The organism is Candidatus Chlorohelix sp. (assembly GCF_037138995.1).
Taxonomy (GTDB): domain Bacteria; phylum Chloroflexota; class Chloroflexia; order Chloroheliales; family Chloroheliaceae; genus Chlorohelix.
Map to the genome: position 1 here is coordinate 143,888 of NZ_JBAXHI010000002.1, position 15,476 is coordinate 159,363.

Below are 15,476 nucleotides of genomic sequence, written 5' to 3' on the forward strand. Positions count from 1 at the left end.
AACAATTTGAACTTGCTACCCCATCTGAAATTTTACAGTTTCTGGCTAAAAAACAAAGAACGATGAGAGAATTACACTCGCACCGTTCTTTGTTAGAATATTTCCAAAACCAGTGTTAGCCTTTTATCGAGGCGCAGCGGGAGTAGCAGCGCCCGTAATAGGCGCGACTGTACCAGTGGTAGAGCCACCCGCAGCGGTTGTACCTGCTATCGGACTACCGGGATAATAGAGCGATGGCACTTTAACTGGTGTAGTTATTCCCAACTTTTTGTTGATAACATCGCCAAAGGCTTTGGCTATTTCCCGATGCCCTGATACGGTAAACCAGAAACCATCATCTATTGAAATATAGAATGCGTATTTGCCTAACTCTATTCCCGTAAGGTCAGCTACAAATACACGGGTAGGGTTTTTCTTTGCCACATTAGCAATAATATTATTGTAGTCTTGCTGCACCTTGCGTAATGCTTCAGGGGCGAAGCAGGGCTTGAAATACCACATCGAAGTTACATCCGGCGCATTACCTATAATAACCCTCGCTTTGGTATCTTTCAGCATGCGGTTCACGTAGAGATTGAGCGATTCTTCGTAGGCACGCTGGTAAATCGCCGGGTCGGTAGCGGGGTCAATCATTTGGATGGTGAGGTTATTTAAGACGTTCCAGAATAACACCAAATCTGGTCGGAAATCCACCATGCTGGTTTCCAAAAAAGTAGCGTCTGTTATTACTAGCGTCAATTGGGTATGGGTTCCAACAGGGGTTCGGATATATTGATTTACTGTTGCATCAAACCAAGCTCTTTCTTCGGCGCGTGTTGCCTGACCTGCAAAATCATACGGCACGGCAGTTTTAGTAATGCCTGCTGTCGGCATAGTAAGGAAAGCATTGCGGATGCACTGGTTGGTTATAGGGTACTCAAAGCCGTTATACACACTGGTAAAACCGGGAAAGTCTTGCTGAATCACACCTACTACATTTATTAGTGGCGCAGGAGTCGGTGGTATTGGCGTATTGGTAGGCGGCGCAGGAGGCGGTGTATTGGTTGGCGTAGGCGGTATTGGAGTGCTGGTGGCAGGTGCTACCAAATCTTTGGTTGGAACAGGAGTACCCGCCCCTACTTCGGTTGGAGTTGGCAATATTAACGGTATTTCAGTTGGAGTTGGATTGATGATACGAGCCACCGTACCGGTTGTACCGGCAGTACCAATCAACCTAACTGCGCCTGTAGGCGTTACTTGAGCCTGTATATAAGCAGAGTCATTTTGAGTTTGACTCGGAGGAGTAGTATCACTACAAGCGCCAGCGCTCAACAAAACGACAAATAATGTGAAAACCACCAGCACGCGATAGGCAAGTGTTTCAGGTTTCATAGCCACTCCCGGTTTTGGCATTCAACGCGGTATGTACCGCCCCACAGGAAGAGACGCACAAACAGTCTGGAGTTAATTTTTATTATGACAAGTTCTGCACCATTATACATGTTATTGTCAAGTAAAGTCAACGTCTAAACACAGTATTTCAGGGCTTTAATCAAGCCAAAACAGAAACAATAAATGTAAGTGTTCAGATTTAGGGTAAAGAAGGTTGAAAACCATCTGGCTTTGAGCGAATTTAGCCCACACAACTCCAACGCCTGCTAAAGGCTTTGACATTCCTGTTCACTCGGTCTAATTTTTTTCTGATTTTTATAACCGATTATCCTAACTCTGCACACTTATATTCCAGCCCGTTTTGTAAAATTATTCTTAGGTTTTTCACTATTCAGCGAGTGCTTTACCACCAAAGTCAGCGCAACAAATGTTTCTGAATTTTGCCCATTGCGTTGCGTGGCAAGGCTTCCACAAAGGCAATCTGACGCGGCTTTTTATATGAGGCAAGGTTATCCTTGCAAAAGGCAATCACTATTTCTTCACTCAGAGAAACATCATTTCGTACGATTGCTGCCGCTACCTTCTCGCCCATATCTGCATCCGGTAAGCCATAAACGGCTACTTCCGCGACACCGGGGCAGTTGTGCAAAACCTCTTCCACTTCACGCGGATACACATTGTAGCCCCCCGTGATAATCAATTCTTTAGCGCGTCCGTTGATGGTGTAATATCCGTCTTCACTCATTTGCCCTAAATCTCCGGTGCGAAACCAGCCATCCGCGCTAAAGCTTTCGGCGGTAGCTTCAGGCAGATTCCAATAGCCCTTGAATACATGCGAACCGCGTACCTCGATTTCGCCATCCGTACCGGGCAGTAGCGGCTGGCGAGTTTTCACATCTACCACCCGCGCTTCTTGACCGGGAAATGGCAAGCCCACCGTACCGGGGCGACGTTCTCCCTCATAAGGGTTGGTCATATTCATGATAGTTTCGGTCATACCGTAGCGTTCCAGAATTGCTTGCCCAAAGACCTGTTTAAATTCCTCAAAAGTCTGTGCGCTCAGCGGTGCGCTCCCCGATACATATAAGCGCAAGGGTAAGGGCTTTTCAGCGCGTTGTACCGATTCCAAAAGCAAGCGCGTGTACATTGTTGGTACACCAAAAAACATAGAAAATTGCCCGGTCAGCAAGCTATCATAAACTTCAGTAGCATTGAAATGACGTTTTAGCTCTGCGCTCGCTCCCGAAGTGAGCGTGCCGTGTGCGCCAACCATCAAACCATGCGCGTGAAAAAGAGGCAGCGTTAGCAAAAGATGGTCATTTTCAGTCCAGCCCCATGTCTGTCGCAAAGACTCAATATTGGAAATCAGGTTGCGGTGTAGCAGCATTGCGCCTTTGCTACGCCCGGTTGTGCCGGAGGTATAGGCAAGTACCGCCAGTTCCTCACCTTGCCGTAAGCGTGGAGTAAAACTACCTTCGTTGGTAAGAAATTCCTCAAGAGCGGAACCAAGCGTTATTATCTTTTCCAGTTCTGGCAAATCAGGCTGTACTCTTTCGAGTTCGGACAACCGCTCTTGCTCGGTAAAACACAGACGCGCACCGCTATCTCTCAGAATATGGCGCAATTCTACCTGTTTGTAAGCAGTGTTTACCAGCGCTACCACGCCACCTACCATAAAAATACCCAGATATGCCGCCAGAAAATCCGGGCTATTTTCGAGAAATAGCGCAACCCGCTCGCCTTCTTCCAAGCCCCATTCCTGCAAGGCAGCACCAAAGCGGTGGGCGCGATTTGCCAAATCGGTATAGCTGAGGGATTGATTTTCAAAACTAAGGCATAATTTATTGGGGGATTTTTCGCAATTATTCAGAAACGCTTCAAGAATTGAGTCTGCCATAGTTTCTAATGAGTCTCTTTTGCGCGTTTTATAGCGGCTGTATGTGCCTGCAACTCTATTTTATCATCCAGCGGTGGAAGCTCTACCTTTCCATAGCGCCGTTCCAACGCCTGAGTAATCAACAAATCAGCAAAGCGGGGGTTCTTTGGCAATAACGAACCGTGTAGGTAACAGCCATACACTTTACCCTGCACCGCCCCTTCAAAGCCATCCTGCCCGTTATTGCCATAGCCTACCACGCTCTTACCAAGCGGACGTGCCTTTGCGCCGATATAGGATAAACCGCTGTGATTCTCAAAACCTACCAGCTCACCCCATTCTGTAGCCACTACCACATTGCCGATAAACCGCCGATTTCCTGCAACAGTATGCACATCGAGCGCACCGATACCGGGCAGTTTTGGACCATCGTCCGGTTGGTAATAATGCCCCATCAATTGATAGCCGCCACAGATATTGAGCGAAACCGCGCCATACTCGATGGCTTTTAGCAGCATTTCGCCTTTTTTGCCCTGCAAATCATCAGCTACAGCATATTGCTCGCGGTCTTGCCCGCCCCCGAAAAAGTACAAATCATATTTCTCAGGGTCAATCGAATCACCGATGGTTAGAGAAGAAACCGCCGCTTCAATACCTCGCATCTGGCAACGCTGTACCAGCGTAATGATATTTCCCCGATCCCCGTAAATATTCATCAGATCATGATACAAAAAAGCGATTTCGAGTTTCATTTCCACCATACCAGATATATCATCAAAGCAATTATTGCCAATAATACCAAGAAAGTAATAATCCCAACCGTTACTTCAACTGCGGTGGTATTTGCGCCAGTACGTACAGGTGGCATAGGCTTATTAGCAGCGTCCACTGCCCCAATGGGCGTGGGCTGGTAAGAATAAGCGGGTTGAGGGGCAGTTACAGGCGGAGGCTGGTAGCTATAAACCGGTTGAGCAGCAGGTTGCGGCTGATAAGTGTAAGTTGTCGGAGGGTCATACGGCGTATCCTCAACGGCTATTGGAAAGGGATAATCTATATCTTCAGGTTTATTTTCTTGTGACATACTTACTTCTCCTGACAATTAGGGGTGAAACTAACGCTACCCCGTTTTTACTCCTCCCAGAAAGGCACAACCAGCCCTTTCTTTTGCAAAATCTCGCGAAGTTGTAACATCGCGGTATAGGTAGGAGTTATGTAAAGTGTTTCATTGGGTTTGAGACGGTCAATTGCTTCATCCAACGCCCTGCTAATATCTTCTTCCGCGCAAATTAGAGCAGGCGTAACTCCGGCGTATTTCAGGCGCAACGCCATATCATAGGCGCGGATGCCGCCGGTATATAGCCATTCCACCCGGTCTTGCAATATCTCGAAGTCCACATCCCAAATCCAACTTACATCGCGACCATCGGCTATCAAGTCATTTAACAACGCCATAAGCCGCAATTTGCCGGGAGACTGGAGCAACATCCGCAAAACTTCGTTAAAGCCTACCGGATTCTTGACCAACGCCAACAGCAGCGTGCGCCCTTGCGTTAGTGAAATACGCTCGATTCGCCCGAAAGCGGCTTTGAAGCTTTCCAAACCTCGGCGGATATTTTCAGGCGCAATGCCGAGAGCAATACAAGCGGTGGCTGCTCCAATAGCATTATAAACATTGTACAAGCCCGGAACGCCCACCCGCAAATCGAGACGTTGCTCCTCAAATTCCAGCACGAAAGCCGAGCCATCCGTACCTTCCAAACGCACTTCACGCGCTGTAAAATGCGGCACAGGTCGGGCAAAATCGCAGTTTGGACAGCGATAATGCCCCATATGTGAAATATAGATTGCCGAATATTGGAGAGGGGTAGCGCACACAATACATTTGGAGGCATCTACCGCATGCTGTAAATGTTCTCGACTTTGTTCGGGTGCATCTAAACCATAGTAAAGAACGCGCACGCCTTCAGGCGCAAACTTGCCAAGATATGCCACTGAGGGGTCATCTGCATTGAGTACTAAAAAAGTTCCCGGCTGTAATTTTTTTATCGCTGCAACCCAGCGTTGCCTGATAGTCTCGATTTCCCCATACCGATCCAATTGGTCACGGAAAAGATTGTTCATCAACACCAAACGCGGCATAATTTCGGTAGTTGCCTGTGGGAAAACGGCTTCATCTACCTCGAAAAGACCCATATCGGCTTCGAGCTTTCCAGTGAAGGAGGCTTGGGAAAGAAGCGTGCTAGTCAAACCGCGAATCAGGTTTGAGCCGCTACGGTTATTGACAGTTTTTAATCCGGCGCTGGATAGAATCGAAGAAAAAAGGCGGGTAGTAGTGGTCTTACCATTTGTGCCTGTTACCAGCGCAGAGCCTCCGGGGAATCGCGCCGTCATTCCGGTCAGGATATGAGGGTCAAGGCGGTGTGCTACAAGACCGGGGAGTGCCGTACCGCCACGCCGAGCAAGCCGCAAAACTTCGAGGATGGTTTTGCCACCTGTGATTGCTAGGATTTGCCGCAAAATCAGATGTCCTCGTCGTACTCGATAATATCTACTTCGCCCAGCAACTCACCAATGAAAATAGCAATATCCTGTTTTTTCTCATCTTCACCATCTAGAATCTTTTCGTACCAGTCCAAATATGCCGGGTCAACATCCAGTGAAATTAGACTCGCCAACATTGTGGCAATATACTCAGACTGTGCATGCCCGGCTTGCTGCCACCACTTGCCCTCTTGCCAGTGCGCGGGAAGTTGTTTAATAAGCCAAGACGAAATTTCGCCGCGCCCATCCTGAGCCAGCAAAAGAGCAAGGGTGGTTTGTTCCTGTTTATCGGTAGATTTGAAAAGTTGCTCGGTTAATACAGCATAAGCGGCATCGGTTTCAATTGAGCTTAACGCTGAATACAGCACCTCTCGGTCTTGTTCGGCGTTACGCAATGCTTTAACAAGCGCTGGAATAGCCGAGTCGCCCAAATGCACCAACCGCTCAAACGCATCCGCCACATCAGCTTCACTCGAAAGTTGAGAGATTAATTTTTCAAGGTTGGCGGAGCTATCTTTAGTTACCATCTCAGATTACCTTTACGACAAATATAGAATCCGCCCGCAGCTTGGGCAGGTTATAATAACAATCGGGCTTTTCAAATCTCGCTGCTTAGAAAGTGGTATATCAACCCGGCATTTACCGCAAATTTTGCCCATCAGTAGTTCGGCAACTGCCACACCTTGTTTCTGAGCGCGTAGCTTTTCATATAATGGTAGATCGGAGGGCGCTATTTTTTTGACCTGTTTTTCTCGTTCAGGTTGCAACACGCTCAGTTCTTTTTTAAGCTTAGTCAATTCTTGCGTTAAAGGAATTAGCGACTTTTCACGTTCAGATTCTACTGTCGCAAGCTTTTGTCTCACAACTTCCAGCGTTTTTTCAGCTTCCTCTACTTCTAGCATCACTTCAACGCTGCTATCCTCAAGTTCGGCTCGCCGCTTACGGAAGGTATCTATTTCATTCTGAGCCGATTTCATTTCCTTAGCGCCTTTGATCTGACCATCGTACAATTTTTTTTCTAAATCGGTAGCATGTTTCTCGGCTGTTTGTGTTTCAAATTCTAGGTCTTTTAACTTTATGCGCTCTTTACGTAGCGCGTTATCTGAGTCAGAAACCGCTTGACGAGCAGCCTCAAGCATTGATTTATCTAACAAGGTCGTTTCAATATTCGCAATATTGATATGATGGCGATCAATATTCGTATCTATCTGTTGAAGTTCAAAAAGTGGTGTAACCCTACTCATCCCGGTTATCGCTCCTGCACAAACATTAGCCCGTCATCCCGTGAGATGAGTTTTAAATTCAGGTCGGGCAATTGAGGTAACACTCTATCCAATGCCAAAGAAAGGTGGTGGCGCACATCCATAACCAGTTCGCCCTTGCGAAAATCAGTTACAGTAACCTGATGCACACCGGGCAAACTGCGAATCACTTTTTCCATAACCAACAACGAAAGCCCCTGCAAATTCGAGATGATTAACTTGGTTTCGATGTCGGTGGGGTTGAAGTTTTCGTTGCCAGTAGTAGCGCCGGGCGGTGGTCTGAGACGCGCCGGAGGCACTATAGTCTCCGCTGCCGGATTGGTACGCGGCAGCAAATGGGCAGGTATTACAGGTCTTTCAGATTCCACCGTTAAATCCATAACGGTTTCTCCCTGCCGGGGATTAACTATAGTGGGCGAAATCGATTCACTGGAGCGTTTAATTTCTGAACTCGAAGCTGAGTCGGACGCGTCCCTTAAATTACTGCCAGAAGTATAACTCGATGAATTAAATCCCGGACCAAGCTTTATAGAGTTTACAGGAGGAGGGGTTTGTACCTCTTGAACACCAAGCTTAGAGCCTAAATCCGCCAGCGCAGCTTTGTCGCTTTTCGCGCGAGTTTCCATTACCTCAATATTTTTATTAGAAGAAACGACCTTAACAGGCATTTCGCCGGCATCTGCGGATGCTTCAATGCGGGGTTGGGAGAAACCCCGTCCCAATAAATGGTGCAGGCGTTGGTCAACTGCCCTTGATTGCTTGCTTGGAACCTTTTCTTGAGTTTCAACCAAAGGTAGCTCGAAGGGAATTTGTGCGGGAATTTTTGAGGTTATCGTTGGAATTGGAACTTCCGCTTGCGGTTCTGGAGTTTCAGTCAAGGTAAGGGGCAGAGACGATTCTTCAAGTGGTAGCCTTTTTATGCGACCATGCGGTTTTAGCTGTGGTGTTGGTGCATCCGAGAACTCTTGAAGGGGCAAATGCATCATCTTGTCCAGTTCATTCGGAATAGTTTCCGATTCAAAATTTAACTCAAGTGATAGTGTAGATGGAACTGGGTTATAACTTTGCCGATTTGCCACGGCAGGAACAGTTTTTCCTTGAATAAAAGCTTGCAATTGCTCGCTCAATTCTTGAACACGACGAGTAAGTGCAATTACTTCACGCGCTAAACCGGGCGAACTTTCAACGCTACCATGCATAAGCGAAGCTTCTTTTTCAAGGGCGTATTTCCGGGCGCGTTCTTCTTCAACCTCCCGCCGGGCAAGCCTTAATTCAGCTTGTAAACGGGTACGCTCTTGCTTCAAAGTATTTACTTCATTGTGCAATAACAAGCGCTGTTGCTCAAGTTGCATTGCAACTCGACGTGCATCCTCTTCGGAGCGGACGCGCAATTCACTGAGGGCAGAAACCGCTTCCATAATGTGCTGAGTCATTTTCGCATCAAGCGAAGCGAACACATTTATACGCGCATCTGCCCAAGTCTCAAAATCCAACATACCGGGCAGAGGCTCTATACCCTCATCCAGCAAATCGTCATCTGCTTCAGAACTAAAAGGTTCGGACAGATTTTCGTATGAATTGCCTAGAAAATCGGGTTGGTTCATTCTCGCACTCATTGGCTAATTACCTCACGGAGGTAACAATATATACGCACAAATGGAGCATTCATTGTCCTTAATTCTACCTCATTTGTCAAACTTCATTCTCTATAGCTCCAGGGATTATGCGTTTGGAAATAGATACCAGCTTTGAGACGTTTGCTTTGAGCTTGTCTCTCTTGCTACCTAGTTACGGCTGCTTTAGTCTTCATGAAAAGTTTGAGCTAAACGCATAATCCCTGTTGAATAAGGCGATTTAATATAGCGGTCAATTTGAGCCGTGCTATAATATTCGTGCTGTCTGTCAACTAGCAATTGTAAAAAGGCAACGGAAAAAATATGAAACTTGTCAGTTACGTGCTTCATACTGAAGGCATAAATCATAGAGTTGAAATGTACGCCCATCGTCAAGCAAAAGCGTTAGGTGGGGTGCTAGTGGGTAATCGCGTATATGACCTCAGCCAAGTTTGTGCGTGGGCTGAAGCCCGCAAGGATATGGAGTTGGTAAGACGGGCAACCACTGTGCTGGAATTTTTGCATCTGCCGATACAGCAGCAGCGTACTCTCAGCCAAATTTGCCGCGAGTTGCCTGTAGCTGATATGCACAGCTTGGATTTGGAAAAAATTAGGCTACGCGCCCCGTTAGAAGTACCGCCAAGCCTGCGGGATTTTTATTCCTTTGAGCATCACGTCAAAACCGCGCGGGCAAATCGGGGATTGGAAATGATACCGGAATGGTATAAAATTCCTGCTTTCTATTTTTCAAATCACCGCGCTATTTATGGGCATGACGAATACTTGCCTTATCCACGCGAATCTTCTGCTTTGGATTTTGAGCTAGAATTAGCCTGTGTTATCGGTAAGCCCGGACGCGATGTTCTAGCCTCACAGGCTGGTAGTTATATCGGCGGGTATTTAATTATGAACGATTGGAGCGCACGTGACCTGCAAATTGAAGAAATTAAAGTTGGCTTAGGACCTGCTAAGGGGAAAGACTTTGCAACCTCACTCGGTCCTTGTCTTGTCACTCCTGATGAGCTTGAAGATAAACGGGTTGGGATGGGCGAGCAAGAACGCTTTGATTTGGTAATGAAAGCGCGTTTGAACGGGCGCGAAGTTTCTCTCGGTAATTTTAAGGATATACATTACACTTTCTCGCAAATGATAGAGCGAGCTTCTCTAAATGCTTGGATTGAACCCGGCGATGTTTTGGGCAGCGGCACAGTTGGTACAGGTTGTTTGCTGGAGCAAGGCGACGAACGAGAGCGCTGGTTGCAACCGGGCGATGTGGTTGAGCTTGAAGTTGAAAGATTAGGGATTCTACGTAACACGGTTGTTAGCGGGGATGTTTAGGCTAAACCGCTTAGATTAATGGATGCCACCCTAGCTAAGAGTGGCATCCATGTGTTTATGGTGATAAGACAATAGAGGCTCTCTAGTAGCTAATACCGTATCTCCAGAAGAAGTAATGCCTTCCGATATTGCCCCATTCCACCTTGAACGCTGCTGAGTTAGTGGGGGTGTAAGTTAGCACGCGCCTTTCAAAGGCTTGCACCAACACATCCTTGACTTGCCCCGCCACTTTTACCTTTGCCCAATAGGCTTCGGTTATAGGCAAGCCCGGCGCTTCATAATAAGGGTCAAACAACCTTCCGATTACTGGATTGCCGTTTACCCAAATACGTTGGGTTGGGTCATTTAGGAAATCCCAGAAGGGCTTTGCAATAGTGTGTTTGGTAATCGGTTCGTAATACCCGCCCACTACCCCGCGTGAGTCGCCTTGCCCAAGATTGCCGCTGGAGTCGATAGTTTCGCTCACTGCTGAGCCCACTGGTTTGGCAGCATCGGCGCGTCGCCCATTCAGGCTGGCATACTTTGGTCCAAATGTATCGTCTGGGTCGCCCGCAATCGGTACGCTGGCTGGGGAGCATTGCGAAAATTGAAGCGGGTCATCGAGGTTGTCACCCAATTGCATCTTCCCGGTTATGAGTTCTACGGTTAAGAGTCCATTGGTCACATAGCCTGTCGCAAGCGGGTTGCTGCTGGCTCGTGTAATTTCCATGCGGCTCTTGTCAAAATAGACAACTTGGCGTTGTTTGGTGTTCTGGGCGTTTCCGTCCAACGCCTGATAATAATACTCGCTGCCGCTGGCGAAGGGTTTATCGCCCCAAACATAACTACGCGCCCCAACCGCATAAAAATCGTAGCGTTTCCAGAAGTTCTGGAACCAATCATTCGGGAAAGCGGTATTTGGTGATAGGGAGGTAGGACGCGCCCCGCATTGTACCGGACTGGGGTTAGTGCCGGCGCTAGAACCAGGTAAAACTTTGCCGGAATGTTCCAGAAATACCATATCATCATTTATATTGACTGTTAGATTCCCATCTTTAGCCGCAATTGAGCTTGAATTGCCAGAGCGGTCATATAGCGTACCGGCTGCATCGTTAGTAGGGAGTGTAACTGTTCCGCTACCGTTATCAACCCACATTACATCAATGTTTTTGCCGTTGCGCTCAAAGCGATAACCATAGCCTCGCGCACCCCCGGAGGCATACACATCATCAATATAAACTGAGCCGCTCCACTTCGCGCCGTTTGGTCGGCTTATTAGCTGAATCGAGTCGAATTTGATGGGATAGCGAATCTGGCTGGAAGGAGGTGTATTAGGGGCGGTTTCGCCTGATAGCCACGCTTCTCGGCGTTGCCAACCCGTACCACCCGCGCTACCTACATCATAATAGAATAGGGTATTGGTGGCATCTTTTATCAGGACTCGCACATCCGCGCCTTTGTTATCTCCATATATCCAAAATCCGACCTTAGTCGGTTGTCCGTCTATTGGCACTTGCCTTCCCACTTGTATATAGTTCGAGGCATCACCATTGAAAGCGTAATCAATGCGTAAGGATGTGCCGCCGCTATGTGCTTGGTCGCCGCTCAGGTAGGCGCTGATAGTGCTGGGAGCGTTGGCATAACTGCTGAAGTTATTTGCCCCATTAAAGCTATCAATAGCAACTTTGCCCGCATCGAAAGGCTCGAAACGCTCTTTGAAAGTTGCGCCAGTTAGCCGCGCAATCAGGTTTTTGTAAACGACATAGGAGGGTTTGGGTGTTACCCAATCGCTTCGCACAATGCCATAGCCATCCTGAAGATTGACTCCATCATCCCGGAACTGATAGATAAACATTTTTTGCAAACCGGTAGCAAGACCTTCAACACTAGCGCGGGCAATGTAATTAGCCTGTCTGCTCTCATCTACCGCGATTGAACCACGTGTATCCCAACCGAACTCGGTTGCCCATACCGGCTTGCCTGCACGAGCGGCAAAAGCTTCAAAGTATGCCAATTGGGTATCAGACCAATATTTACTTTCAGGGCTGGCAGAGAAATTTACATAGGGATGTACTCCCAAAATATCAAATTTGCCGTTGCCGCCCCGCGCTAATACTTCTTCCATAAATGGTACGTCAAAGCCGCTGACTCCGCCCGTTACTACCTGTAAACCGCCATCAATGCCTTTTATGGTGTCATAAGAGACCTGCAAGAGTTGTGCGTAGTTTTGCGCCCGCTGAGAGGGGTCAGCAATGTTAAAGTATTTCGTATCGCTGGGTTCGTTCCAGATTTCCCAATAGCGCACTTTGTCTTTGTAACGGCTGACTACAGTAGCTACATAGGTTCGCCATGCATTGATTTCAGGCATAGCGTAGTTAGGTTGCGCTTTTCCGCCGCTGCGGTCAACGTTATAGGACAATAAACCCAAAACGTTCAGACCACGTTCGGTTGATTTATTAACCGCTTCATCGGTGAAGCCCCAATCCCATCTGCCGGAATAGGGCTCAACCATATCCCAGCGCAATTCTTCCCGATTCCAATTTGCGCCGGTACTACTGGCAGCATTTAGCGGTTTTTCAAAGCTGCCGGAGATGCCGTAACGCGCTGCTGATTGAACATTTAAACCAAAAGGAGAGTTTGCGCCTTGCCCGATGGTAAAATTCGGTACAGGTGAACCCATGCTTTCCGCCGCAAGCGCGTAATTTTCTCTAACAAAGAGACTTGTTATTAGGTTTAAGACCATAAGTAAGCTACAAATAATTGCTAACTTTTTTTTCATGAGGTTGTTTCTCCACTAAGCCGGCTATGAAGTCATCCATTTTTCAGCCCCAACTTCCTTTAAAAGTTTGGTAAGGCTGTCAACATGGACTAATTCTTTGTTACCACTAACGATTACAACCTGGTCATTCAATTCAAAAGAATTGCCATTAGGACATAGCGCGGGAAGGACATAGGCAGTTCCTTTAAGCCAAAACACTACTTTACCAGTGTTTGTTGCAGAAATTGGGGTGGCTACACGGGCTACTTGACCATGTAATGTTTGAGGGGTTAAATCATTTTCTTCATCGCGCATTAGAAGGAAAAGCGCGATAATAAAACTTAAAGTGCCGGAAAGAAAAGCTCCGGGTATGCTCCACCAGTCCTCTGCTCCGGCAAGTACGCCAACAAAGCCGCCTACTCCAAACCAGATTAGGGCGACAATCAACGCCTCCATCCTTGTATTGCCTCCCTCGGCAGGTCGAGGTAAGGTTGTACCACCTGTTAGCCAATCTGCTACAGTTAGCACAATACCAAAGATGAAACTTCCTAGATAAATGTACCCAAAGACATCCACGGAGTGATTACGCCTTTTCAGCATAAGAGATAGCGAAAATAGCTTACAAGATATTTAGGGCATTGTAAAGCTAAAATTAGGAATTGCTGAAAATATAGTTGGAAGCATCTTCCAATACTTCTATAAGCTGTTCAATCGTAAAGGGCTTTGTGAGCATCCCTCTACTTCCCTTTACAGGCAAGTTTTGCCCGCTCATAGTAACAATATATACGTTCGGATTCAACTTCCTCAATTGTTCAGCAATCGAGTCACCGCTGAGACCCTGCAATATTTTATCTACAAAGATAAGTTTCGGTAGTTCTCGCTGGAAAATTTCGAAAGCAGCTTTTCCATTTGATGCAGTAAATGGCTCATAATCCATAAATTTCAGGTTAGTCGAAACAAGCTCACGTATTATCGGATCGTCGTCAATAACCAGCACTTTAATTATTTCACTCATGTTTTTTTCCTCGCTTACTAGGCGATAACCCTTTACAGAATATTATACATATTATATCAAGTATCCATGCTACCAATCCTCCAATTCTCGTCTATTGGGCTTATCTTTATGAACGTAGAAAATCAAGAGTTTTACAATTTGCTGAAACGAAATGGCATATAATATCGTCAATCTATTTGAAAGGAAGAAAGAACAGAGCGGTTGCAAGAATGGAATTGTTCTCTATAAAACGGTTCTCAACGGGGTTTGGGTAAAGGCACGCGGCGCTTGATTCTACGGCTTTTGAAGAGTATATATCGAGCCTTTGTTTAAGCTCCCTTACCGTTACAATGGTTTTGGGAGCTTTTTTGATGGCTTAAATCGCAAAACTTTCGGGGGTTTCCCAATCCATGACGCGCTCCACTATATTGGCGGCATGCGCGGTGGGTGTTCCGGTACTTAATTCTTCTTCGATTTCAGCAACTTCTTCTTCATCTACAAAGAAAGAAAGTTGTACCGGCTTGGTACTGAGCTTTTCTGCCTGTCGAAGTTTGCTTTCATCCACTTTGATTATTTCTCCGTCTTTCCACTCAAACATGGGGGAATTTTTCTTACCGCTTTTAAGAGGGGCGCTAGTTCGCATTAAGTCTTCAGGATGGATGCCTTTCTGGTGTGCAAACTTTTGAAGGCTATAGCAATGTTTCAGGAAAGAGCATGTACCGCATTTGTACATATTTGAAGCAAGGGGATAGCGTTCTTTCTGGATGTCACGCCCGATACTGAAAATACGCTCACGTAGCACGCGCCTTTCGCCTTCGCCGCGTAGGGTTGGTGTATGCGAACCATCGCGTACATTTTCTATAGCGAAGCGGCGCTCCCGGAAGGGAAACATCATTTCCACCGCTAGGTCATAGCAACTGAATTGGGTATCAATGGCAACTGCCGCAGAACTGGTGGGTTTGTAGCCGGATTTATAATCTACAATAAGCAATGAGCCGTCTTTGCTTTCGCGAATTGCCTTCCCCAACTCTTCAGGCTTAAAACTGCCGGGCGCAGTGGAATCTTTAAGTTCTAAGCGGTCAATGTAACCTTGCAAGGCGTAGCCCCGCCCGTTTTTTTCGTTGGTAAGGCTTACCATGAAGAATTGCTCAACCATTACATGGGAAAATGGGACGTTTTGGTTTCTCTCGAAAAAATCCATACAAACTTTATAGCCAGCCCCAAGCAGCTTTTCTTTTTCATCCGGGCTACGCCATAGCATCGGCGGCTTACGCTTACCGCGCTCGGTTTTAGGCTGTGAATCAATGCTAAACCATTTGCCCCTGAAAACATTGGCAAAGTTTGAGGCGCTTATATACATTTTTGCAGCAGGATTTTTGCGTTTGAAAAACTCTTCAAACATGCTGTGCAGCACGGTGCCAAACTCAAGGGCAGGTACTCGAGGTAGTTCCTCTGGTTTTTCGTGATAGTTAAACCAAAACCGCGTCCCACAGTCTTGGTAAATTTTCATCATGGAGTCGCTGAGAATCAAGCGTCCATCTTTGGTATATTTCATGCCGTTCCCGTAAAATCAACCAGCAGTAAGCAGTTTTGAATAGCAGATTACCGGGCGCGGTTGAAATCGCGCCAGCGGGTGAGCCGAATAAATGTTTGTATAGTATAACTATACTAGCACAACTGTTTTTACCTGACAAGGGTTTTAAACTATAACTTTACATATTATTTTTTACTCAGCATGATGCTA

The 15,476-nt window shown here is 46.7% G+C and carries 13 protein-coding genes; 1 reads left to right on the forward strand and 12 read right to left on the reverse strand.

The annotated features are described in order from the left end of the window. Window positions 1-123: 123 nt before the first annotated feature. The 8 genes from WCK19_RS01770 to WCK19_RS01805 form a co-directional block, all read right to left on the reverse strand. A complete protein-coding gene (locus tag WCK19_RS01770) occupies window positions 124-1,371 on the reverse strand; it encodes a hypothetical protein (protein WP_342395631.1) in 1,248 nt (415 codons plus the stop codon). Window positions 1,372-1,786: 415 nt separating this feature from the next. Beyond that, window positions 1,787-3,268, reverse strand: coding sequence for an AMP-binding protein (locus WCK19_RS01775; RefSeq protein ID WP_342395632.1), 1,482 nt, complete (start codon window positions 3,266-3,268; stop codon window positions 1,787-1,789). Window positions 3,269-3,273: 5 nt separating this feature from the next. Next, window positions 3,274-3,999 (reverse strand): hypothetical protein, encoded by a 726-nt coding sequence (locus tag WCK19_RS01780; RefSeq protein ID WP_342395633.1) that lies wholly within the window; start codon window positions 3,997-3,999, stop codon window positions 3,274-3,276. Further along, window positions 3,996-4,328, reverse strand: a complete 333-nt coding sequence (locus WCK19_RS01785) for a hypothetical protein (protein ID WP_342395634.1) — start codon at window positions 4,326-4,328, stop codon at window positions 3,996-3,998. Before WCK19_RS01785 ends, WCK19_RS01780 begins: the two co-directional genes overlap by 4 nt. 47 nt (window positions 4,329-4,375) lie before the next feature. After that, window positions 4,376-5,764: a MurT ligase domain-containing protein gene (locus WCK19_RS01790; RefSeq protein WP_342395635.1), complete on the reverse strand. Its 1,389-nt coding sequence runs from the start codon at window positions 5,762-5,764 to the stop codon at window positions 4,376-4,378. A 2-nt stretch (window positions 5,765-5,766) separates the two neighbouring features. Further along, on the reverse strand, window positions 5,767-6,315 hold the full coding sequence (locus WCK19_RS01795) for a hypothetical protein (protein ID WP_342395636.1): 549 nt from the start codon (window positions 6,313-6,315) through the stop codon (window positions 5,767-5,769). Between the two features lie 12 nt (window positions 6,316-6,327). Further along, complete coding sequence (locus WCK19_RS01800; protein ID WP_342395637.1) at window positions 6,328-7,032, reverse strand: hypothetical protein; 705 nt, start codon at window positions 7,030-7,032, stop codon at window positions 6,328-6,330. A 5-nt stretch (window positions 7,033-7,037) separates the two neighbouring features. Beyond that, window positions 7,038-8,666 carry a hypothetical protein gene (locus WCK19_RS01805; RefSeq protein WP_342395638.1) on the reverse strand — a complete coding sequence of 543 codons (1,629 nt, stop codon included), beginning with the start codon at window positions 8,664-8,666 and terminating at the stop codon, window positions 7,038-7,040. Between the two features lie 321 nt (window positions 8,667-8,987). Between WCK19_RS01805 and WCK19_RS01810 the strand changes: the two genes are divergently transcribed. Then, window positions 8,988-10,001 carry a fumarylacetoacetate hydrolase family protein gene (locus tag WCK19_RS01810; protein ID WP_342395639.1) on the forward strand — a complete coding sequence of 338 codons (1,014 nt, stop codon included), beginning with the start codon at window positions 8,988-8,990 and terminating at the stop codon, window positions 9,999-10,001. 82 nt (window positions 10,002-10,083) lie between these two features. Here WCK19_RS01810 and WCK19_RS01815 read toward each other — a convergent pair whose 3' ends face one another. The 4 genes from WCK19_RS01815 to WCK19_RS01830 all read right to left on the reverse strand — a co-directional run bounded on the left by WCK19_RS01815 (window position 10,084) and on the right by WCK19_RS01830 (window position 15,287). Beyond that, complete coding sequence (locus WCK19_RS01815) at window positions 10,084-12,759, reverse strand: glycosyl hydrolase (RefSeq protein ID WP_342395640.1); 2,676 nt, start codon at window positions 12,757-12,759, stop codon at window positions 10,084-10,086. 24 nt (window positions 12,760-12,783) lie between these two features. Next, a complete protein-coding gene (locus WCK19_RS01820) occupies window positions 12,784-13,314 on the reverse strand; it encodes a hypothetical protein (RefSeq protein WP_342395641.1) in 531 nt (176 codons plus the stop codon). A 76-nt stretch (window positions 13,315-13,390) separates the two neighbouring features. After that, the gene (locus tag WCK19_RS01825; RefSeq protein WP_342395642.1) at window positions 13,391-13,753 is read right to left on the reverse strand and encodes a response regulator; all 363 of its coding nucleotides are present in this window, start codon (window positions 13,751-13,753) and stop codon (window positions 13,391-13,393) included. Between the two features lie 355 nt (window positions 13,754-14,108). Beyond that, entirely contained in the window at window positions 14,109-15,287 is a 1,179-nt protein-coding gene (locus tag WCK19_RS01830) for a PD-(D/E)XK nuclease family protein (RefSeq protein WP_342395643.1), read from the reverse strand. Window positions 15,288-15,476: the final 189 nt, after the last annotated feature.

Coding starts and splice junctions, on each gene's coding strand:
- WCK19_RS01770 (WP_342395631.1), bottom strand. CDS start 1,371: ATGAAACCTGAAACACTTGCCTATCGCGTGCTGGTGGTTTTCACATTA.
- WCK19_RS01775 (WP_342395632.1), bottom strand. CDS start 3,268: ATGGCAGACTCAATTCTTGAAGCGTTTCTGAATAATTGCGAAAAATCC.
- WCK19_RS01780 (WP_342395633.1), bottom strand. CDS start 3,999: ATGAAACTCGAAATCGCTTTTTTGTATCATGATCTGATGAATATTTAC.
- WCK19_RS01785 (WP_342395634.1), bottom strand. CDS start 4,328: ATGTCACAAGAAAATAAACCTGAAGATATAGATTATCCCTTTCCAATA.
- WCK19_RS01795 (WP_342395636.1), bottom strand. CDS start 6,315: ATGGTAACTAAAGATAGCTCCGCCAACCTTGAAAAATTAATCTCTCAA.
- WCK19_RS01800 (WP_342395637.1), bottom strand. CDS start 7,032: ATGAGTAGGGTTACACCACTTTTTGAACTTCAACAGATAGATACGAAT.
- WCK19_RS01805 (WP_342395638.1), bottom strand. CDS start 8,666: ATGAGTGCGAGAATGAACCAACCCGATTTTCTAGGCAATTCATACGAA.
- WCK19_RS01810 (WP_342395639.1), top strand. CDS start 8,988: ATGAAACTTGTCAGTTACGTGCTTCATACTGAAGGCATAAATCATAGA.
- WCK19_RS01815 (WP_342395640.1), bottom strand. CDS start 12,759: ATGAAAAAAAAGTTAGCAATTATTTGTAGCTTACTTATGGTCTTAAAC.
- WCK19_RS01825 (WP_342395642.1), bottom strand. CDS start 13,753: ATGAGTGAAATAATTAAAGTGCTGGTTATTGACGACGATCCGATAATA.
- WCK19_RS01830 (WP_342395643.1), bottom strand. CDS start 15,287: ATGAAATATACCAAAGATGGACGCTTGATTCTCAGCGACTCCATGATG.